Origin of the sequence: Micromonospora sp. WMMD723, assembly GCF_049863385.1 — a bacterium.
GTDB lineage: Bacteria > Actinomycetota > Actinomycetes > Mycobacteriales > Micromonosporaceae > Micromonospora > Micromonospora wenchangensis.
Map to the genome: position 1 here is coordinate 2,311,692 of NZ_JBMKNR010000001.1, position 18,221 is coordinate 2,329,912.

The 18,221-nt window shown below is 72.2% G+C and carries 15 protein-coding genes and 1 tRNA gene; 3 read left to right on the forward strand and 13 right to left on the reverse strand.

Going from position 1 to position 18,221, the window contains the following annotated elements; all coding sequences use genetic code 11:
* Nucleotides 1-133: 133 nt before the first annotated feature.
* The 11 genes from ACN261_RS10500 to ACN261_RS10550 form a co-directional block, all read right to left on the reverse strand.
* Entirely contained in the window at nucleotides 134-913 is a 780-nt protein-coding gene (locus tag ACN261_RS10500) for a hypothetical protein (RefSeq protein ID WP_421485023.1), read from the reverse strand.
* A gap of 208 nt (nucleotides 914-1,121) precedes the next feature.
* The gene (locus tag ACN261_RS10505) at nucleotides 1,122-1,463 is read right to left on the reverse strand and encodes a peptidase inhibitor family I36 protein (RefSeq protein WP_363650001.1); all 342 of its coding nucleotides are present in this window, start codon (nucleotides 1,461-1,463) and stop codon (nucleotides 1,122-1,124) included.
* Nucleotides 1,464-1,513: 50 nt separating this feature from the next.
* Nucleotides 1,514-2,350 (reverse strand): hypothetical protein, encoded by an 837-nt coding sequence (locus tag ACN261_RS10510; RefSeq protein ID WP_363650003.1) that lies wholly within the window; start codon nucleotides 2,348-2,350, stop codon nucleotides 1,514-1,516.
* Between the two features lie 891 nt (nucleotides 2,351-3,241).
* Nucleotides 3,242-3,316, reverse strand: a tRNA-Lys gene (locus ACN261_RS10515).
* An 84-nt stretch (nucleotides 3,317-3,400) separates the two neighbouring features.
* Complete coding sequence (locus ACN261_RS10520) at nucleotides 3,401-4,198, reverse strand: ABC transporter ATP-binding protein (protein WP_421486975.1); 798 nt, start codon at nucleotides 4,196-4,198, stop codon at nucleotides 3,401-3,403.
* A complete protein-coding gene (locus tag ACN261_RS10525) occupies nucleotides 4,195-5,262 on the reverse strand; it encodes a FecCD family ABC transporter permease (protein WP_425849738.1) in 1,068 nt (355 codons plus the stop codon). Before ACN261_RS10525 ends, ACN261_RS10520 begins: the two co-directional genes overlap by 4 nt.
* Nucleotides 5,259-6,308 carry a FecCD family ABC transporter permease gene (locus ACN261_RS10530; protein WP_425849741.1) on the reverse strand — a complete coding sequence of 350 codons (1,050 nt, stop codon included), beginning with the start codon at nucleotides 6,306-6,308 and terminating at the stop codon, nucleotides 5,259-5,261. Before ACN261_RS10530 ends, ACN261_RS10525 begins: the two co-directional genes overlap by 4 nt.
* Nucleotides 6,305-7,243 carry an ABC transporter substrate-binding protein gene (locus ACN261_RS10535; RefSeq protein ID WP_425849744.1) on the reverse strand — a complete coding sequence of 313 codons (939 nt, stop codon included), beginning with the start codon at nucleotides 7,241-7,243 and terminating at the stop codon, nucleotides 6,305-6,307. The genes ACN261_RS10530 and ACN261_RS10535 overlap by 4 nt, the downstream gene beginning before the upstream one ends.
* 63 nt (nucleotides 7,244-7,306) lie before the next feature.
* Nucleotides 7,307-8,158, reverse strand: a complete 852-nt coding sequence (locus tag ACN261_RS10540; RefSeq protein ID WP_421485026.1) for a siderophore-interacting protein — start codon at nucleotides 8,156-8,158, stop codon at nucleotides 7,307-7,309.
* 149 nt (nucleotides 8,159-8,307) lie between these two features.
* A complete protein-coding gene (locus ACN261_RS10545; RefSeq protein WP_425849746.1) occupies nucleotides 8,308-9,627 on the reverse strand; it encodes a protein kinase domain-containing protein in 1,320 nt (439 codons plus the stop codon).
* A 14-nt stretch (nucleotides 9,628-9,641) separates the two neighbouring features.
* Nucleotides 9,642-10,328: a DUF7019 family protein gene (locus tag ACN261_RS10550; RefSeq protein WP_425849748.1), complete on the reverse strand. Its 687-nt coding sequence runs from the start codon at nucleotides 10,326-10,328 to the stop codon at nucleotides 9,642-9,644.
* Between the two features lie 94 nt (nucleotides 10,329-10,422).
* On the opposite strand from ACN261_RS10550, the gene ACN261_RS10555 reads away from it, so the two are divergent.
* On the forward strand, nucleotides 10,423-13,998 hold the full coding sequence (locus ACN261_RS10555) for a protein kinase domain-containing protein (RefSeq protein WP_425849751.1): 3,576 nt from the start codon (nucleotides 10,423-10,425) through the stop codon (nucleotides 13,996-13,998).
* On the opposite strand, the gene ACN261_RS10560 is transcribed toward ACN261_RS10555, so the two are convergent.
* Nucleotides 13,988-14,665 carry a hypothetical protein gene (locus ACN261_RS10560; RefSeq protein ID WP_421485030.1) on the reverse strand — a complete coding sequence of 226 codons (678 nt, stop codon included), beginning with the start codon at nucleotides 14,663-14,665 and terminating at the stop codon, nucleotides 13,988-13,990. The two genes, ACN261_RS10555 and ACN261_RS10560, sit on opposite strands and share 11 nt — an antisense overlap.
* A 440-nt stretch (nucleotides 14,666-15,105) precedes the next feature.
* Here ACN261_RS10560 and ACN261_RS10565 point away from each other — a divergent pair, with 440 nt between their 5' ends.
* Entirely contained in the window at nucleotides 15,106-16,161 is a 1,056-nt protein-coding gene (locus ACN261_RS10565) for a tryptophan dimethylallyltransferase family protein (RefSeq protein WP_421485031.1), read from the forward strand.
* Between the two features lie 21 nt (nucleotides 16,162-16,182).
* A complete protein-coding gene (locus ACN261_RS10570) occupies nucleotides 16,183-17,592 on the forward strand; it encodes a tryptophanase (protein ID WP_425849754.1) in 1,410 nt (469 codons plus the stop codon).
* A 63-nt stretch (nucleotides 17,593-17,655) separates the two neighbouring features.
* Here the strand turns inward: ACN261_RS10570 and ACN261_RS10575 are convergent, their stop codons facing one another.
* Nucleotides 17,656-18,216 (reverse strand): GTP-binding protein, encoded by a 561-nt coding sequence (locus ACN261_RS10575; RefSeq protein ID WP_421486976.1) that lies wholly within the window; start codon nucleotides 18,214-18,216, stop codon nucleotides 17,656-17,658.
* Nucleotides 18,217-18,221: the final 5 nt, after the last annotated feature.

The window sequence follows — 18,221 nt, forward strand, 5'->3', positions numbered from 1 at the left end:
TTTCACCGCTCATCGCGTTGTCCTCCCCCTGTGCCCGTCGAGTTCGGGCGCGGCGTGCTGGCATCGGGCCCGGAGGGCTCGCCAGCCTGCCACGGTCGACCGGTGGGTACCGCCACCGCAGCGGTTGTCGCGATCAACGCGGTGCGACGTGAGGGGACCATGTTGTCCCACTCGACATGACGACGGATGTGGCAGCGCGAAGCTCCGCATCCATCGTCTGCTTGACCTCGTCGAGGCGGGTCTCGTTCTCCTCGATGGAGCGCGTCTGGTAGGCCGCCTCCACTGCCATCCAGATGTTGATCAGATTCGTCTCGCGCTTGCACGTGACATCGGCGACCGCGACCTCCCTCTCGGTTGCCGTCGCGACGTTCGAACCCTGCCACCGCACATCGTCATTCGCCTTCCAGGGGTCCGGATAGTCATGGCCCCGCTTCGACATGCAGTCACGCCAGTCGTCGAAGGCGGCCAGGAGGCGACGGTCCTGCCTGGCCCGCGCCGTTGCTTCACCGGCGAGCGCGAAGGGCAGCGCGAAACTCTCCGCGGAGGCTGACCCCAGCGCCCGGCGTCCCTCCCCCAGACATCCGCCCTCCGGAACCTGGCCGGCTTCGCTCCTGGCGACCTCGCCATGCATGATCGCGTAGGCCCCCGGGGGTAACTCCGGCTCCCGCCTCGGGCCGGCCAGCCGGCTGGGAGGCGGGTGGTAGCCGTAGCGTCGTGCCTCCGCCTCGTCCGTGATGCCGAACCTGTCGGGATGACCGGGGCGTCCCTCGACCAGCGGTGGTGGGACGACCTGGTAGCCGAAGCGAGCCAGGCATTTCGCGGCGATCAGGGAAGTTGCGTAGGTGACTATCGCCTCGCTCCGCGCGTCGAGCATGTAGGCGTCGAGTGGGAGGGCAACCTTCTCGGCGAGCACCGGTCCCGTACGGACACTTATCTCCGGCTCACCCGCAACTTCGGCGGTCGGCCCTGCGCAGCCGGAAATAAAGGTCACCACAACGACGGGGAGTAAAGTTCTCAATCGTGGCATGGCCTACCTCTGCGATTGAGGCGCTGGTGGCCGGCAGGGCCACCAGCGCCTGACGCATCACAATTATTCCTCAATTCCGCCACTTGCGGAATGTTCAGTAGTCGTTGGAAGAAGCCTTGTTGTTGAACCCGTAGTCGGAGAAGTAGTAGACCTTCTCCCCCGGGAGGATGCGGAGCCAGGAGCCTCGGTAGTAGGAGTGTTCGTAAAGGTAGGCGTCCCAGAAGCTGTACTTGCTCTGTCCGGAACTGGCCTGGTCGTTGATGGAGATCGTCGTCCCCCACCACTTGTCGCCACTGGCGTAGTCGCTGTCGCTGCTGCCCAGGTCCCAGCGACCACCGCTCATGTTGTTGCCCTCGAAGAGGCACAAGTCGCCAGGTCCGCAGTTGCCGTCGTTGGCCAGGGCGGGTGAGGCGACGCCGAGGGTGGCCGTCAGCACTGCCGCCGCGACGAAAACGCCACCGGATGCCCTGGAGAAGGCGCCGGGACTCAGCACGGCCGCACGACGTTCGAGGGCTGGCTGCCCTTGTCCCAACCCTTGTCGGTCGGGTTCCACGAAACGCTGATCGAGTCGATCCCGACGCCGATGCCGGTGATCTGTGCGGTCGACCAGGTGTGGGTGTACTCCGAGAAGGCCTGGAGCTCGCCGCAGCCGGGAGTATTGATCGAGTACACGATCTGGCCGTTGTACATGTTGTAGTCCAGCGCGCCACAGCCGGATCCACCGCAGAGTCGATCCTGCGCCCTGGCCGCGACCCCGTCGGTCCCGCCGGAGACCATGGTCAGGCTGAAGGACGGGAACGTGCTGGACGCGCCCCATGCGGTCGAGGAGTATCCCGACACCGAGGAGACGTTACGGCTGAAGGAGATCGCGAACACGTCGTATCCACCGACATTGCACGTGGTCGTGCAGCCACCGTCACTCTTGAGTGAGGTGAGACTGCTGAACTTCCACGTTGCGATCGCGTAGTACTTACTGGTGCAGGTGTCCCTGTAGATGGAGGGCGCGGGCACGCTGACGATGCTTTCCGACGACATCGGAGTAGCGGTTCGGGGCGTCGGGGTCGAGACGAGCCTGAGTCCCTCCTCGGCGAACAGCGTCCGGTCGATCTCCGCCTGCGACTTGCCGGAACGACGCAGGGCGACGAGGGTGCGGTCCAACGCCTTTGCCCCGCCGTCGCCGGCTGTCGCCCTGTTGGCCGCGGAGTTGCTGAGACAGAGGGGCTCAGGTGCCGCCTGCGCTCCCGTGGCGCTGATGATTACCACACTCCCGGACACGAGGGCCGTGAGGGCGACAATGCGGCCGATAATCCCTTTGGCGAACAAGATGCATCCTCCCGATGGAACCGATAGTTGTCACGGGAACTCCCGTCGATGCAGACTGGCCGGACCCATGGGGCCACGACAAGCCTGCCGGGGAAGGGTTGCGGATACCCGCAGCAGTGCTGCGACCGTGTCCGGTATCGAGCTTTTGGCGGATTTGTCGGCATTGACAGTCGGGGATGGGTGCTGCACCCTAGGCTCTTGATTACCGATGCCGGGATTCTCAGCCGGAGGTTGTCATGTCCACGGGGGACAGAAGTGTTAGTGGCCAGGAACACGAATTACTGCGACTACTGTTGTTGGGGCAGACCGTCGCCGCTGCGGCAGCAGCACTCTACGTCAGCACGAGGACGGCAGAAGGAATGCTCGCCAGGCTCCGCCAGCGCGCAAACGCACCCACTCTCTACGCGCTGGGAGCGAAAGCGGAACAGCTTGGTTGGCACGAAGAGGGAGAGGTGGTGAGTATCCGCCGCAGCAACGCCGAACCCTTGGGCCCGATTGCCGGGGCCGCCTGAGACGCCGATGCACCCTGTAGCCGGGCAGGCAGGGCCGGTTACATCGACGGCTGGTCTCGGAAGTCAGGGTGGTCAGTCGTCGGTGGGGTGGGACCCGATCTCGAAGACGAAATGGAAGGCGTCCAGCGGTGCCCTCCAGCGCACGGCCCACCGGCGTCCCGGCCGACGCCGGTGGGATCGGGCCGCCAGCCTGCGGAGCACGTACAGACCTACGTTCAACGGGTGCCCGAAGAAGGACCGGCCGCGCGGCCCGGTGGGTGGCCGCAGGCGGGAGACGGGCAGTGCTCGCGGTCTGCGTGCAGACGAGGACCGGGGCTGCGTCGTGCCCCGGCTGCGTCCGGTGACCTTCGTCAGACGCTTTCGCGTCCAAGGCGGATCGTGGTGGGCCGCCAGGGACTCGAACCCTGAACCTAAGGATTAAAAGTCCTCAGCTCTGCCATTGAGCTAGCGGCCCGTTCGCCCACAGGTTACCCGACCACGCCCTCCCGGTCGGGTACGCCTGCGGGCGGCCCCGGAGGCCGGGCGGCGGTCGCCCACCTCACCCGGCGGCCGGTTCCCGGGTGTCGGCCGGTACGACCATGGGCGCTCCGGTGACCGGGTCGGGGACCACCTGGTTCGGCATCCCGAACACCTCGGCGACGAGCCCGGCACCGACGGTCGACGCCGGATGCCCCTCGGCCACGATCCGGCCGTCGCGCATCGCCACCAGGTGGGTGGCGTACCGGGCGGCGTGGTTGAGGTCGTGCAGCACGGCCACCACGGTGCGTCCCCGGGTGACCAGGCGGTGCAGCACGTTGAGTACGTCGATCTGGTGTGCCACGTCCAGATAGGTGGTGGGCTCGTCGAGCAGGACGAGGGGCGTCTCCTGGGCGAGCACCATGGCGATCCAGGCCCGTTGGCGTTGCCCGCCGGAGAGTTCGTCGACCCGCCGGTCGGCCAGGTCGGTGGTGCCGGTGGAGTCGAGCGCCGACTCGACGGCCTCCTCGTCGGCGTGGGAGAAGCGGCGCAGCACCCGCTGGTGGGCGTAGCGGCCCCGGCCGACCAGTTCGCGGACGGTGATCCCCTCGGGCGCGGTCATGGTCTGCGGCAGCAGCGCGATCCGCCGGGCGCGTTCCTTGGCCGGCAGGGTGACCAGGTCCGACCCGTCGAGCGTGACCCGGCCCCCGGCGGGGCGGAGCAGCCCGGCGAGGGCGCGCAGGAGCGTCGACTTGCCGCACGCGTTGGGCCCGATGAGCACGGTGAACGAGCCGTCGGGCACCGCGAACGACAGGTCGGCGCTGACGGTCCGCTGGTCGTACCGGAGGGTGACGTGCTCGGCCCGCAGCCGCGCGGTCAGCTGGTCGACCATCGGGTCCTCCTGATCTCGTGGACGAGCAGCCAGAGCAGGTACGCGCCGCCGAGGGTGACCGTGACCACCCCCACCGGCACGGTCAGCGGGATCACGTGCTGGGCGACCAGGTCGGCGCCGAGCAGCAGCAGCGCACCGACCCCGGCGGTGGCGGCGAGCGGCAGGCCCGGTGCCCGGACGAGCCGGCGGGCGATCTGCGGTGCGGCCAGGGCGACGAAGGAGATCGGGCCGGCGACGGTGGTGACCGCGCTGACCAGGGCGACCGCGATGACCACGAGGACGGCGCGGTTGCGCTCGACCGCGACTCCGCTGGCGGCGGCGACGTCGTCGCCCAGTTCGAGCTGGGCCAGGGCCGCCGCCCACAGCGGGGTGACCGCCAGCAGCACCAGGATGATCGCGGCGGCCGGCCAGACCACGTCGGCGGTGGCCGCGTTGAGCGAGCCGGCACCCCAGGCGGCGGCGAACAGCGCCGTCTCCAGGTCGGCGCGGAGCAGCAGCCAGGTGTTGGTGGCGGCGAGCATCGAGGAGACGCCCACCCCGACGACGATGAACCGGAACCCGGAGAGCCCGTCCCGGTAGGCGAGCAGGTAGATCGCCAGCGCGGCGAGCAGGCCGCCGGCGAGCGAACCGAGCATCAGCAGGTGCCAGCCGCCGCCGAGCAGCAGCAGGGCGATCAGCATGCCGGTGAACGAGCCGTTCGCCAGGCCGATGATGTCCGGGCTGGCCAGCGGGTTGCGGGTGATGGTCTGGAAGATCGCCCCGGCGACGCCGAGGGCCGCGCCGAAGGCGACGGCGGCGGCGATGCGGGGCAGCCGCCACTCCAGCACGACGGTGCGGGTCAGCCCGTCGATCCGGCCGCCGAGCACGCCGAGCACCTCGTCGAGGCGGAGCGGGAAGTCACCCAGCCAGAGGCCGACCACCGCCAGCGCCGCGACGACGAGCGCGGCGGCGGCGCAGACGGCGGCTTCGCGTACGCCGACGGTCACGTGCCGGTGGTCGGTGCCGAGCAGCAGCCGGCGACCCCCGGCGGTGCGGCGGACCGGCCGGTTCACAGCGCGGTCGCCCGTCGGCGTCGGGCCAGCGCGATCAGCATGGGCGCACCGACGAACGCGGTGACGATGCCGACGGGCATCTCGCTGGGCAGGACGGCGATCCGGCCGAGCACGTCGGCCAGCAGCACCAGCATCCCGCCGGCCAGCAGCGATCCGGCGAGGATGCGGCGCTGGTCGGTGCCGACGCCCCACCGCACCAGGTGCGGCACGACGAGACCGACGAACGAGATGGGGCCGGCGATGGCGCTGGCCCCACCGGCGAGCAGGGTCACCGCGCCGAGCACGAGCAGCCGGGTCCGGACCAGGCTGACGCCCTGGGCGGCGGCCAGGTCGGGGCCGAGCGCGAGCGCGTTGAGGCTGCGGGCCGCGACCAGCGCGGCGAGCAGACCGGCCACGATCAGCGGCAGCACCGGCAGCACCACGGCGGTGTCGCGTTCGAGCAGGCTGCCGGCGTTCCAGCCGCGCATCCGGTCGAAGGTGTCGGGGTGGGTGAGGGTGATCCCGGTGGTCAGGCCGGCGAGCACGGCACCTGTCGCCACCCCGGTCACCAGCAGCCGGGTCGGGGTGGCCCGCAGGTCGGCGGCACCGCCGACGGCGTACACGGCGACGGCGACCAGGAGCGCGCCGAGCAGGGCGAGCCACATGTAGCCGGCCGGCGAGGTGATCCCGAAGAAGGCGATGCCGGCGGCGACGAACGCGGCGGCACCGGCGTTGACGCCGAGGATGCCCGGTTCGGCGAGCGCGTTGCGGGTGAACGCCTGCATCAGCGCGCCCGCGACGCCGAGGCCGGCTCCGACGAGCAGCCCGGCGAGGGTGCGCGGCAGGCGCTGCCCCCAGACGACGTACTGCGCGGTGTCGCTGCCCGCGCCCCGCAGCGCCGCCCAGACGTCCGCCGGGGGCACCGGGTTCGCGCCCACGAAGACCGACAGCACCAGCGACCCCACGAGTACGGCGACCGCGCCGACCAGCCACCGCCGGGTGGTACGGCGACGCGCGGTACGGCCGGTGTCCGGCCGTACCGCGCGGGCGGGTGTGGTGGCGGTCAACTCGACGCGGTGAGGATGCGTTCGAGATCGTCGAGGACGACCTTCCCGCCGACCGTGCCGACCCCGGTGATCCAGAACGACTGGTCGACGAGGTGCAGGCGGGGGAAGGCGGCGGCGTTGGCGGTGATCGAGGCGGGGATGGTGCTGCGGTCGTTGACGTCGACGGTGGTGACGAAGACGTGGTCGGCCTTGGCCTCCAGCACCCGTTCCGGGGAGAAGTCGACCGAGATGGAGTTCTCCCAGTCGCGCTTCGGGGTGGTGAAGCCGACGCACTCCAGGGCGCTGCCGGCGAACGAGGTGGGGCCGTAGAGGGTGAGGACACCGTCGCGGGGGCGGATGAGCTGCGCGGTCTTCCCGGCGGTGCCGAACTTCTTGGCGATGTCCGCGCACCGCTGCTGGAAGCCGGCGAGGAGCTTGTCGGCGGAGTCCGCGCCGCCGAGCGTGGTCGCGGTGAACCTGACGTTGTCCTGCCACGGGTCGGCCTGGGAGGCCATGAACACGGTCGGGGCGACGTCGGTGAGCTGCTGGTACAGGGCGGAGTGCCGGGACTCGGTGCCGATGATCAGGTCGGGCTTGAGGGCCGCGATCTTCTGCACGTTGGGTTCCTGGACGGTGCCGACGGTGGTGATGCCGGCGGCCTTGTCGCCGAGGTACTTGGGCACGCCGGCGGCCTCGTTGAGCACGGCCGCGCCGACCGGGGTGAGCTCCAGGGCGATGGCGGTGTCGAGCTGGACCGGTTCGAGGACGACGACCCGGGTCGGCTTGTTCGGCACGGCGGTCTTGCCGCGTGCGTGTTCGACGGTTCTGGTGTCGCCGACGCTGCCCGCCGGGTCGGAGTCGTCGGAGCCGCAGGCGGCCACGGCGAGCACGGCCGCCGAGGCGACGGTGAGGGCGAGGAGTCGTCGGCGGATTGTTCGAGGGGTCGGCGTGCGCATGGTGCAGGTTCCCGTCTGGCTACTGACAGTGATTACTCACGGCGATGTTTAGGTTAGCATTACCTAATCATCGATCTCTTCGCGGGCCGGCCGGTCGTGCCAGTAGCCCTGGGTGTGCACCTGCCGTAAATCAACGTTCGCCTCGGTGAAGAGCCGACGCACCAGGGCAATCTTGCTACTCTCCGTAGCTGCCCAGGCGTAGAAGTCCGTCCCCGCGGTCGCCGCCGTCCGGCCGTGCCCGGCCAGCCAGTCGGCCACCAGCCCGGTCAGCGTCGTCCCGCCCCGGGCGTCGCCCCGCAGCCGGACCTCGACCCGGTGGCCGGCGGTCACGTCGTCGAGGGTGGCGGCATCCGCCGCGTCGCCCGCCTCCAGCAGGACCGTCGCCCGGACCCCCGGGCCGAGGCCGGACAGGATGCCGCGTACCGCCGGGTACGCCGTCTCGTCCGCCGCGATCAGCACCCGCGTCGCCGGCCCCGGTTCCCACTGCACGCCGTACCCGGGTTGGCCCGCCCCCACGTGCGGGCCCGACAGGAGCAGCCGGTCACCAGGCCGGGCCGCCGCCGCCCAGCCGCTCGCCGGACCGTGCGGCTGGTGCAGGTAGAAGTCGAGGTCCAGCTCGCCCGCCGCCGGCCGGGTCCGGTACGCGGTGTAGCTGCGCAGCCTCGGGCGCACGTCGCCGGGAATGGACCGCCACTCGCGTCGCCACGTCTGCTCGGGCAGCCCCGCCCGCAGCTCGGCCGGGTAGCCGCCGTCGACCGGGAGCATGATCTTGATGCGCTGGTCGAGCTGGTACGGGGCCATCTCCCGCAGCCGCTCGTCGCCGAGCGTCACCCGGACGAACCCGGGCGACAGCCGCCGGGTCGCCGTCACGGTCGTCGCGAACAGGACGTTGGGCGAGTTGCCGAATGCTGACATGCCGGCAGAGGCTAGCGTGCCCCGTCCGGGCAGCTCACCGCCCCGGACCCGGCAGTGACCCAGGCCCACCCGGCCGCCGCCCGCCGAACCGGGTCGCCCGGTGCCGGCGCGACAGGCCGGCACCGTCCCGGTCCCGGCGCGGCACACCGTCAGCGGGCCTGCCGGAGCGCGTCGGCGAGTTCCGTGGCCGTCGTCGCGGTGACCCGGGGCTGGTCGACGAGCATCGCGTCGATCACCCCGGCCAGCCGTGGCGGCACGGCCCCGACCCGCTGCCGCACGGGCACCGGCCGGGTACGCAGGACCACCGCGACCGGATCGGCCCCGGCGGGGAAGTCCCGGGGCGTCGCCCCGGTCAGCATCCAGTAGAGACAGGCGGTGACCGCCCAGAGGTCCACCTCGGGGCGGGCGTACCGGTAGTCGACCAGTTGGGCCCGGGGCTGGAAGGCGAGGCTGCCGCCGGTCGCGCCGGTCCCGGTGTGCCCGGACAGGCCCGCCTTCTCGAACGCCTTCGCCAACCCGAAGTCGGCGACCTTGGTGACGACCTCCCCTGCGGGCCCGGTGGTGAGCAGGAGGTTGTGCGGGGTGACGTCCCGGTGCACCAGCCCGTGGGCGGTCTCCGTCCGGCCGTCGGCCAGCACGACCGCGAGTTCCGCCCGATGGGCGTAGGCCAACGCGTCCAACGCGTCGAGCGTGATCGGCAGCGCCTCGTCGACCGTGAGCCGGCCGCCGCGCCGGGCCACGAACTCGGCGACGCTGCCACCCGGGCAGTACTCGCAGGTGAGGAAGAACGCGGCGTCGGCCACACCGCTGCTGTGCAGGGCGACGATGTTGGGGTGCCGCAGCCCCCGGGTGCAGGCGATCTCACGGCGGAAGGCGTCCCGCGCGGCAGGGTCCACCGCCCGGTCGGCGAGCAGCGTCTTGAGGGCGACGAGCCGGCCGGACGGCTCGTGGCGGGCCAGGTAGACGACACCGTGGCCGCCCCGCCCGAGCTCGCGCAGCACCAGGTGGTCGGCGAAGCCGTCGAGGCCGGGGGCCCCGAGCGCGGCGGCCGCCGCCAACGTCGGCAGGGCCCGGCCCCGGTCCGGTCCGGTCGCTGCGGCGGCCCGCGTCCCGTCGTCGGAAAGGGTGACGCGTACCGTCGCGCGCCCGATCCGCACCTCGTCACCGGCTGACAGGAGCCGCCCGCCGTCGACGGGCCGGCCGTCGAGCCAGGTGCCGTGCCGGCTGCCGAGGTCGTGTACCCGCACCTGCGGCGGATCGATGTCGAGCCGGCAGTGCCGGCGGGAGACCCGCAGGTGCCCGTCGTCGACCCGGATCCCGCAGTCGGCGGCCCGCCCCACCACGACCGAGGTGCGGCGGTCGAAGACGTACGTGTCGACGGTGGACCCGGCCAGGACGGTCACCGTGACGGGCGGGGGAGCCGGCACCGCCCCGGCGGGTCGCCCGGCCCCGGGGTCGTCGGTGTCCACGCCCGACCGCCCGGTCAGTCGACCAGCGCCACGTACAACGGGCTGCCCAGCAGCACGGTCATGCCGGGCCGCCCGTCGAGTTCCGGGTACGGGCTGGGCCCGTGGAGCAGCCGCTTGGCGAGGAACTCGACGTTCTGCGTGGGTCCACGCAGGCGGGTGCCGGCCTGGTGCACCGAGGCCAGCGCCGCCACCTCGGCCGGGTCCGGCTCGTCCACCCCGGGGGGTGGGGGGCCCGGTGCCGGCTCGGCCTCCTCGTCGACGAGCCCGGCGAGCAGCGCCGGCATCGTGGACGAACCCACGAGCCCGCGTACTGTCGACTCGGCCGCCGGGGTCGCGCCGATGAGGTGCGACGGTGACCCGCCGAGCCCGACGATGGTGTCGTCGGTGCGGCCACCGAAGTAGACGAGTGACAGCTCGCCCGTGGTCGGGACGATGCCCCACCGCATCGGCAGCAGCCCCCGGAAGAACTGCCCCGGCTCGTCCACGGAACCGACGTCGGCGTGCTCGTCCAGGTAGCGGGTGACCCGCTCCAGGCGGGCCAACCGGTCGGTGCCGGGGTTCTCGACGCTGCGTTTCACCCCGACGACGGTGAGGTTCACGCTGAACTCGGCGGCCCTCCTGCGCTGGTGACCCGGGTCGATCTGGGACAGCAGCATGTCCACCTTGGCGTCGCTGACGTAGAGGTAGTAACGAAAACTCACGGTCACTCCCTGACGACGCGGCCCGACCCCCGAGGTTACCGTCTGCGACCAACCGACGGTTGTCCCGTGTGCCGGGCGGTGCCAGGCTCGAACCATGCCGTGGCGTCCCGGGGACCGGATTCTGGACCTCTACGAAGTGCTCGACGACCCCCTCGCCGGTGGCATGGGCCTGGTCTACCGGGTACGGCACCCCGGCTGGGACACCGACCTCGCCGTCAAGGTGCCGCGCCCCGAGCAACTGTCCACCGAGGCGCGACGGGCCCGCTTCGAATCCGAGGCGGGCACCTGGGTCGGGCTGGGCCTGCACCCCCACGTGGTCAGCTGCGCGTACGTGCGCCGGGTCGACGGGCTGCCCTGCGTGTTCGCCGAGTGGGTCACCGGCGGGTCGCTGGACCACCTGGTCCGGGCCGGGCGGCTGCACGGGGGGCCGGACGGCCCCGACGGCGGGTTCCTCGCCCGGGCGCTGGACCTCGCGGTGCAGTCGGCGTGGGGCATCGACCACGCCCACCGGCAGGGCCTGGTCCACCAGGACGTCAAGCCCGCGAACATCATGGTCGGTCTCGACGGCGACTGGACCGCGAAGGTCACCGACTTCGGTCTGGCCGGTGCCCGCGCCGCCGTCGACGGGGCCGACGGCACCGGGCCGGACGCCAGCCTGGGCGCGAGTTTCGGCGGCATGACCCCCGCCTACTGCTCGCCCGAGCAGGCCGAGGCGGCGGCCGGCGCGCGGGTCACCCTCACCCGGGCCACCGACGTCTGGTCGTGGGCGCTGTGCGTGTGGGAGATGTTCGCCGGTCACCGCCCCTGCCGCTACGGTCAGGCGGCACGGGAGGCCTTCGCCGAATACCTGGCCGCGGGGGAGGCCCGCCCGGGGGCGCAGCCGATGCCACCGGGGATCGTCGACCTGCTCCGGCGGTGCTTCGACGTCGACCCGTCGACCCGCCCGCACAGCCTCGCCGACCTGGCCACCGAGGTCGCCGGGACGTACGCCGACCTGCTCGGCGTCCGCTATCCACGGGTGCCGCCGTCGGCGGCGGGCCTGCTCGCCGGCAGCCTCTCCAACCAGGCGCTCTCGCTGCTCGACCTCGACCGGCCGGCGGAGTCGGAACACCTGTGGCGCTCCGCCGTCGACATCGACCCGCACCATCCAGGCGCGGTCTACAACTGGGCGCTGTACCGGTGGCGGCAGGGCCGGATCACCGACGAACAGGTGCTGGCGGAGCTACTGGCGGCACGGGAGATCGCCGGGGAGAACTGGCGGGCCGACCACCTGCTGGGGTTCGTCCACGCGGAACGGGGTGACGACGCGGCGGCCCGGACGCTGCTGGCCACCGCGCCCGCCGGCCCCGAGGTCACCGAGGTGACCGCCGCCCTGGCCCGGCGCGGGACGCAGCCCGGGTCGCAGCGGCTGCCCGGCCACCGTCGCCGGGTGTCCGCCGTCGCCGTGGACGCAAGCGGCCGGGTGGCGGTCACCGGCGGCGCGGACGGCAGCCTCCGGACGTGGTCGCTGACCGGGCCGCCGGCGGGCACCGAACTCGGTGCGGACGCCACCGGTGCCGCGGTCACGGCCCTGACGGTCGACCGGGACGGCCGGGCCGCGCTCGTCGCCCGCAAGGACGGCCGGGTCGAGTGCTGGGACCTGGCGCGGGGCGGGTGCGTCCGGGTGCCGTCCGACCGGGGGGCGGCGGTGACCGCCCTGGCGCTCACCGCCTCGGGCACGGCCGCCATCGGGTACGACGACGGCCGGATCGAGCTACGGGACACGGCGGACGGGCGGCTGCGGCGCACCCTGGAGCATCCGCCTGGCACCTACCAGCGGCTGGACCCGGCGACGGGCCGGATCCTGCCGGAGATCCAGGAGAGGCCCGCCGAGGTCACCGTGCTGGGCCTGAGCGAGGACGGCACGGTCGCGGTGTCGGCGGCACCTGGCGACGGCAGCGTGGTGGTCTGGGAGGTCGACACCGGGCGCTGGCTGCACCGCCTGGTCAAGTCCGCCGACATGCGGATGACCGGGGTCGACCAGGTGGCGTTGGGCGGGTCCGGCAGGTACGCCCTGCTGATCGGGCACCAGACGCGGGTGGCGCACCTGTGGGAGACCCGACCCAACCGGGTGCGGGGTCCGGTGCCGAACACCCTGAACCGGTACTCGACGGTCGTGCTCAGCGGTGACGGCGAACGGGCGGCCTCGGTCGGGTACGGCAGTGCCGGCCAACCGCTACGGGTCTGGGAGACGGCCTCCGGCCGGTGCCTGCGTACCGTCGCCACGCGTACCGACGGGCTGCCACCGGAGCTGGTCGGTCTGCTGTCGCTCACCTGTGTGGCGATCAGCGCCGACGGCGCGCTGGTCGTGGTCGGGGACGAGTACGGGGGGCTGCACGTCCACCGGCTGCCCCGTCCCGACCTGCGTGCGCCGTGGAGCTACGAGCAGCCCCTGGCGGCGCGGGCGGTGCTGGCGGCCGAGGCGCAGGTCCGGCAACGGATCGTCCGGGCGGAGGCGCTCGCCCGGGAGGGCCGGACGGCCGACGCCGTCGGGGAACTGCGGGCCGCCCGCGACCTGGTCGGGTTCGAGCGTCACCCGGAGCTGCGGGACCTGTGGGAGCGGCTGGGGCGGGCGGCGGGCGAGCGGACCGCGCCGCTGGGCATCTGGCAGCGCTACGAGCTGCGCGGCGGCCAGTTCACCTTCGTACCCGGGCTGGAGCCGGCGCTCAGTGTCGACGGCGAGCTGGCGGTGACCGGCGGCGCCGACGGCCTGATCCGGGTGTGGGAGCTGCCGACCGGCCGGCAACGGCACACCTTCGCGGAGCGGGTGGGCAAGGCGCACACCCTCGTGCTCTCCACCGACGCCCGGCTCGCGGTCAGCGCGGACTGGGCCGGGACCGCCCACCTGTGGGACCTGACGGCCGGCCGGCGGCAGGCGGAACTGCACGGCGACCACGGCGCGGTACGGGCAATCGCCCTGGACGGTGCGGGCCGGTACGCGATCGTCGGTGACGCCGAGGGCAACCTGTGCCTGTGGAGCCTGCACCGGTTGCACCTGAGCCGCACGATGGTGGCGCACCAGGGGCCGGTGGGGTCGGTCCGACTCAGCGACGACGGTAGGTACGCCGCGTCGGCCGGTGCGGAGGACCGGACGTGCCGGCTGTGGCGTACGGGCACCGGAAGCCCGGTGCTCACGGTCCCCGTCGGGTTCGGGCGGACGACGCTGCGGTTCACCCCGGACGGACGACAGCTCCTGGTCAACTCGGCGAGGGAACTGACCGCGTGGGACGTGCACACCGGCCGCCAGCGGTACGCGCTACCGAGCCGGGGCGACGCCGTAGCGTTGAGCCGGGACGGACGGGTCGGGCTCGTCGCCGCGTACGACGGGTCGTACGGGCGGGTGGTGTCGGTGTGGGAGACGGCGACCGGGCGGGTGCTGTGCGAACTCGCCTCCGAGGCGGACGTGTTCGACGTGAGCCCCGACGGGCGGCACGCGGTGACCGCCGACGCGGACCGTACGCTGCGCATCTGGGACGTGCGGACGGGACGACGCGTGCACACGTGCGACGGTCATCCGGAGCCGGTGACGTCCGTGGCGTTCACGGCGGACGGCCGGAGCCTGGTGTCGATGGACAACCGGCCGGCGATCCGGCGGTGGGAGCTGGACTGGGACTACGACTTCACGGGTTGACCCGCAACCGGGCCGCGCCGAGCCGGGTGCTGAGCCGGGTGCTGAACCAACTGCCCGCCGCGGGTTCCATCGGCTGGTCGTCGTAGGCCGCCGCGCGCAGCGCTTCGTTGTGGGCGACCCGTTGCTTGCGGGAGAACCGGCTGCGGTCGACCGCGAGGTCGGCCACGACCGGCGGGACGAGATCCCGGAACTCCGCCGGCAGCCCTGCGGTGTTGCGTTCGTAGTGGGGATCGTCGGGGTAGCTCAGCGTCAGGGTGATCGGTGGCTCGCCGTGCAGCCGACCGCCCAGGGCGCGCAGGGAACCGGCCAGGAACTCCAGGGCGATGTTCACGTCACCCGACAACGTGGCGTTGTTGGACTCCGGCTGGTATCCGGGCGGCGCGTCCTCGGGCACCACGAACCGTACGGTGACCCGCTTGTCGGGCAACTCCAGCAGCAGTCGGGGCCAGGGTCCGCCGCCCTCGATGGTGACGTCGACCCGCTGCGGGTCGACGGACAGCTTCAGGCTGAGCCAGTCGATCATCGTCAGGGCCTCGGGGGGCAGGTTGTCCGGACTGTAGGGGCCCCGGCTGCGGGTCCGCAGCGCCTTGGCGTGCATGGTGGTCAGCACGCGTGCCCCGGTGCCGTCGATCTCCAGGGCGAGCGGGTGGACCGCCAGGTCCCTCATGACGCGCACGACCGCGCCGATCAGCACTGATGGTGCCGCAGCGGTGGCCATCGCCCGCCCCTCCGTTCGGTGTGTGACCGGTGTCGCACCGTGACGGACAGTGTCGCACATGGATGTGTTGGTGGTTGCCGGCCGACGCGGCGGCGGCGAGCGGGGTGGGACCCGGAAAACTGATGCCCCCGCGCGTTCATCAACTCGGTGTGACGTATCCTGTACGCGACTCTGGGTAATTGTCCGAGGTGATTTGCCGGTCTCGCTCCCGTTATGTCATTGCAAGTTGTGATCAATCTTGACCTTGTCGTGAAATGCTTCCTAAGGTCTCTTTTGGTCGGCAGCCTGATCGGGAGAGGGAATTGATGGACGAGGTGTCCCTTTCCGATCGTCTGGGCGACCAGCTGAGGCGATTGTGCGAGGTCGGCGGAATCGCTGCGGCAGAGCCGGTGGAACTGCTGGAAAGCCTGCTCGGAACAGCCGGTTCGCAGCCGTTGTCGGCCCCGCCACGCTGGCCGTCCGACATCGCCGACGACCACACCCCGGTGGAGTTCTCCATCGCCTTCAGCGCCACCGAACCGCCGACCGTGCGCATTCTCGGCGAGACCCTGGGTGCACCACCCGGCCGGTCGGCCAACATGGTCGCCACCCGACGGTTCCTCGACCGGCAGGCGCACCGTGCCGGACTGTCCACGTCCCGGCTGGAATCGGTACGCGACCTGTTCACCACCGACGACCCGCAGGGCGCCTTCGCGCTCTGGTGCTCACTGGTGTTCCGCAGCGGCCGGCGGCCCGAGTTCAAGGTCTACCTCAATCCGGAGCTGCGGGGGGCCGACCGGGCGCCGGGCCTGATCGCCGAGGCGCTGCACCGGCTCGGGCTCGGCAGGTCCTACCGGGCGATGCTCGACCACGGCGTCCGGCCGGGCGAGCTGGGCCGCCGGGACCGGCTGACGTTCTTCGCCCTCGACCTGCACGACGACGCCCAGGCCCGGGTCAAGCTCTACCTGACCCACCACGACGCCGAGGTGCGCGACGTCGTCCGGGCTGCCGGGATCGTCCACGACGTGGACGCGACCCGGCTCACCGAGTTCGTCGAGTTGGCCGGTGGCGGCCGGACCCGGTTCGCCGGTCTTCCCCTGGTGGGCAGCTACACCCTGGTCGAGGGGGTCGACCGGCCGGTCGGCTACAGCCTCTACGTGCCGATCCGCGGCTACGTCGACGACGACGACGAAGCGTACGACCGGGTGGTGGCGGTGCTGGACCGCTACGGCTTCGGCCACACGCTGCTGGACCGGGCGCTCGCCGCGGTGGCCCGACGGCCGCTGCGGGACGGCGTCGGGCTGATCCCGCACCTGTCGTTGCGGCTGGGCGCGCCCCGGCCGGGGGTGACCGTCTACCTGTCCGCCGAGGCGTACCGGGTGACCCCGCCGGTACGCCGCCCGCTGACCGTCGACCGCACGGCGCTGGCCACCCCGACCGGCCGGGCCGGCGCGGGACACCCCTGACCGTCCATCGAGGAGCGAACAGTGCCCGTCGACGCCTACGCGATGCTGCCCCCGTACCGGATCAAGGTGGTCGAACCGATCCCCTTCCTCGACCCGCAGCAGCGGCGGGAGGCCCTCGCGGACGCCGGATACAACCCGTTCGAGCTGCGCGCCGACCAGATCACCATCGACCTGCTGTCGGACTCCGGCACCGGGGCCACCTCGGCCGCGCAGGAGGCCGCCGCCGCGCTCGGCGACGAGTCCTACGCGGGGGCGCGCTCCTGGTTCCGGTTCCGCGACGAGGTACGCGACCTCACCGGCTATCCGCACCTGCTCCCCGTGCACCAGGGGCGGGCCGGCGAACGCGTGCTCTTCACCAGCCTGCTCGAACCCGGTCAGCTCTGCCTCAGCAACACCCACTTCGACACCACCCGGGCCAACGTCACGCTGGCCGGCGCGGAGGCCCGGGACCTGCCCTGCCCGGCCGCGTTCGACCTCGACAGCGCGGACCCGTTCAAGGGCGACATCGACCTCGACGCGTTGGCCGCCACGCTCACCGGGCCGGAACGCGACCGGGTCGGGCTGGTCCTCATCACGATCACCAACAACGGCCTCGGCGGGCAACCGGTGTCGATGGCCAACCTCACCGCCGTCCGTGACCTGTGCCGCGCGCACTGCGTGCCGTTCTTCCTGGACGCGGCGCGGTTCGCCGAGAACGCCTGGCTCGTCGGGCAGCGCGAGCCCGGCTACCGGGACTGGACGCCCCGGCAGATCGCCACCCACGCCTTCGGGCTCGCCGACGGCTGCGTGGTGAGCCTCAAGAAGGACGGTCTGTCGGCCATCGGCGGGCTCATCGGGTTGCGCGACGACGACCTGTTCGCCAGGTGCGAGGCCAACCTGATCGCCACCGAGGGGTTCTCCACCTACGGCGGGCTGGCCGGCCACGACCTCGAACGGCTCGCCCAGGGGCTGCGCGAGGTGGTCGACCCCGCGTACCTGCGGGCGCGGGCCGCCTCCACCGCCCGGCTGGCCCGGCTGGTCAACGAGGCCGGGGTGGACACCGTGCAACCCGCCGGCATCCACGCCCTCTACCTCAACGCCGGCCGGTTGCTGCCCCACCTGTCCCCGGCGGAGTTCCCCGGGCACGCCCTCGGCTGCCAGCTCTACCTCGACGGGGGCATCCGCTGCGCCGAGCTGGGCTCCCTCTACCTCGGCGGGATGGACGACCGGCACCGGCTGGTCACCCCGGCCCCCTTCGAACTGGTGCGCCTGGCCATCCCGCGTCGCGTCTACACCGACACCCACTTCGAGTACGTGGCCGCCGTGCTCGCCGACATCGCCAAGGAACCCGGCCGGGTCCCCGGCTACCGGGTCGTCTCGTCGCCGCCCCTGCTCCGCCACTTCAAGGTGCGGTTGGCGCAGCTCCCGACGGGAGGCGGCGGTACCGACTGAACCCGGTACGGCCGGCTCCGGCCGCGCCGGCCGGAGCCGGCCGACACCGCGGGACGGGGTCGCTCAGGCGGTGGCGGGCAGCCGGGACAGGGCGTGCCGCACCAGCTCGATCAGCGCCTGCTTGCTGGAGGCCCGGTCCCGGGCGTCGCACCACAGCAGCGGCACGGTCTCGTCCAGCTCCAGCGCGGCGCGGATCTCCTCCTCGGTGTAGGGGCACTCACCGAAGAAGCGGTTGACGGCGGCGACGAACGGGATGCCCCGACGCTCGAAGTAGTCGACGGCCGGGAAACTGGTGCCGAGCCGACGGGTGTCGACCAGCACGATCGCTCCCACCGCGCCCTGGGCCAGCTCGTCCCAGATGAACCAGAACCGGTCCTGCCCCGGGGTGCCGAACAGGTAGAGCACGACGTCGTCGCTGATGGTGATCCGCCCGAAGTCCAGGGCGACGGTCGTGCTGGACTTGTCCTCCACGCCGGTGAGGTCGTCCACCCCGATGCTGGCCTGGGTGAGGACCTCCTCGGTGACCAGTGGTGGGATCTCGCTGACCGAGCCGACCAGGGTGGTCTTGCCGGTGCCGAAGCCGCCCGCCACGACGACCTTCACCGATTTCCGATCCACGCGTATCAGTC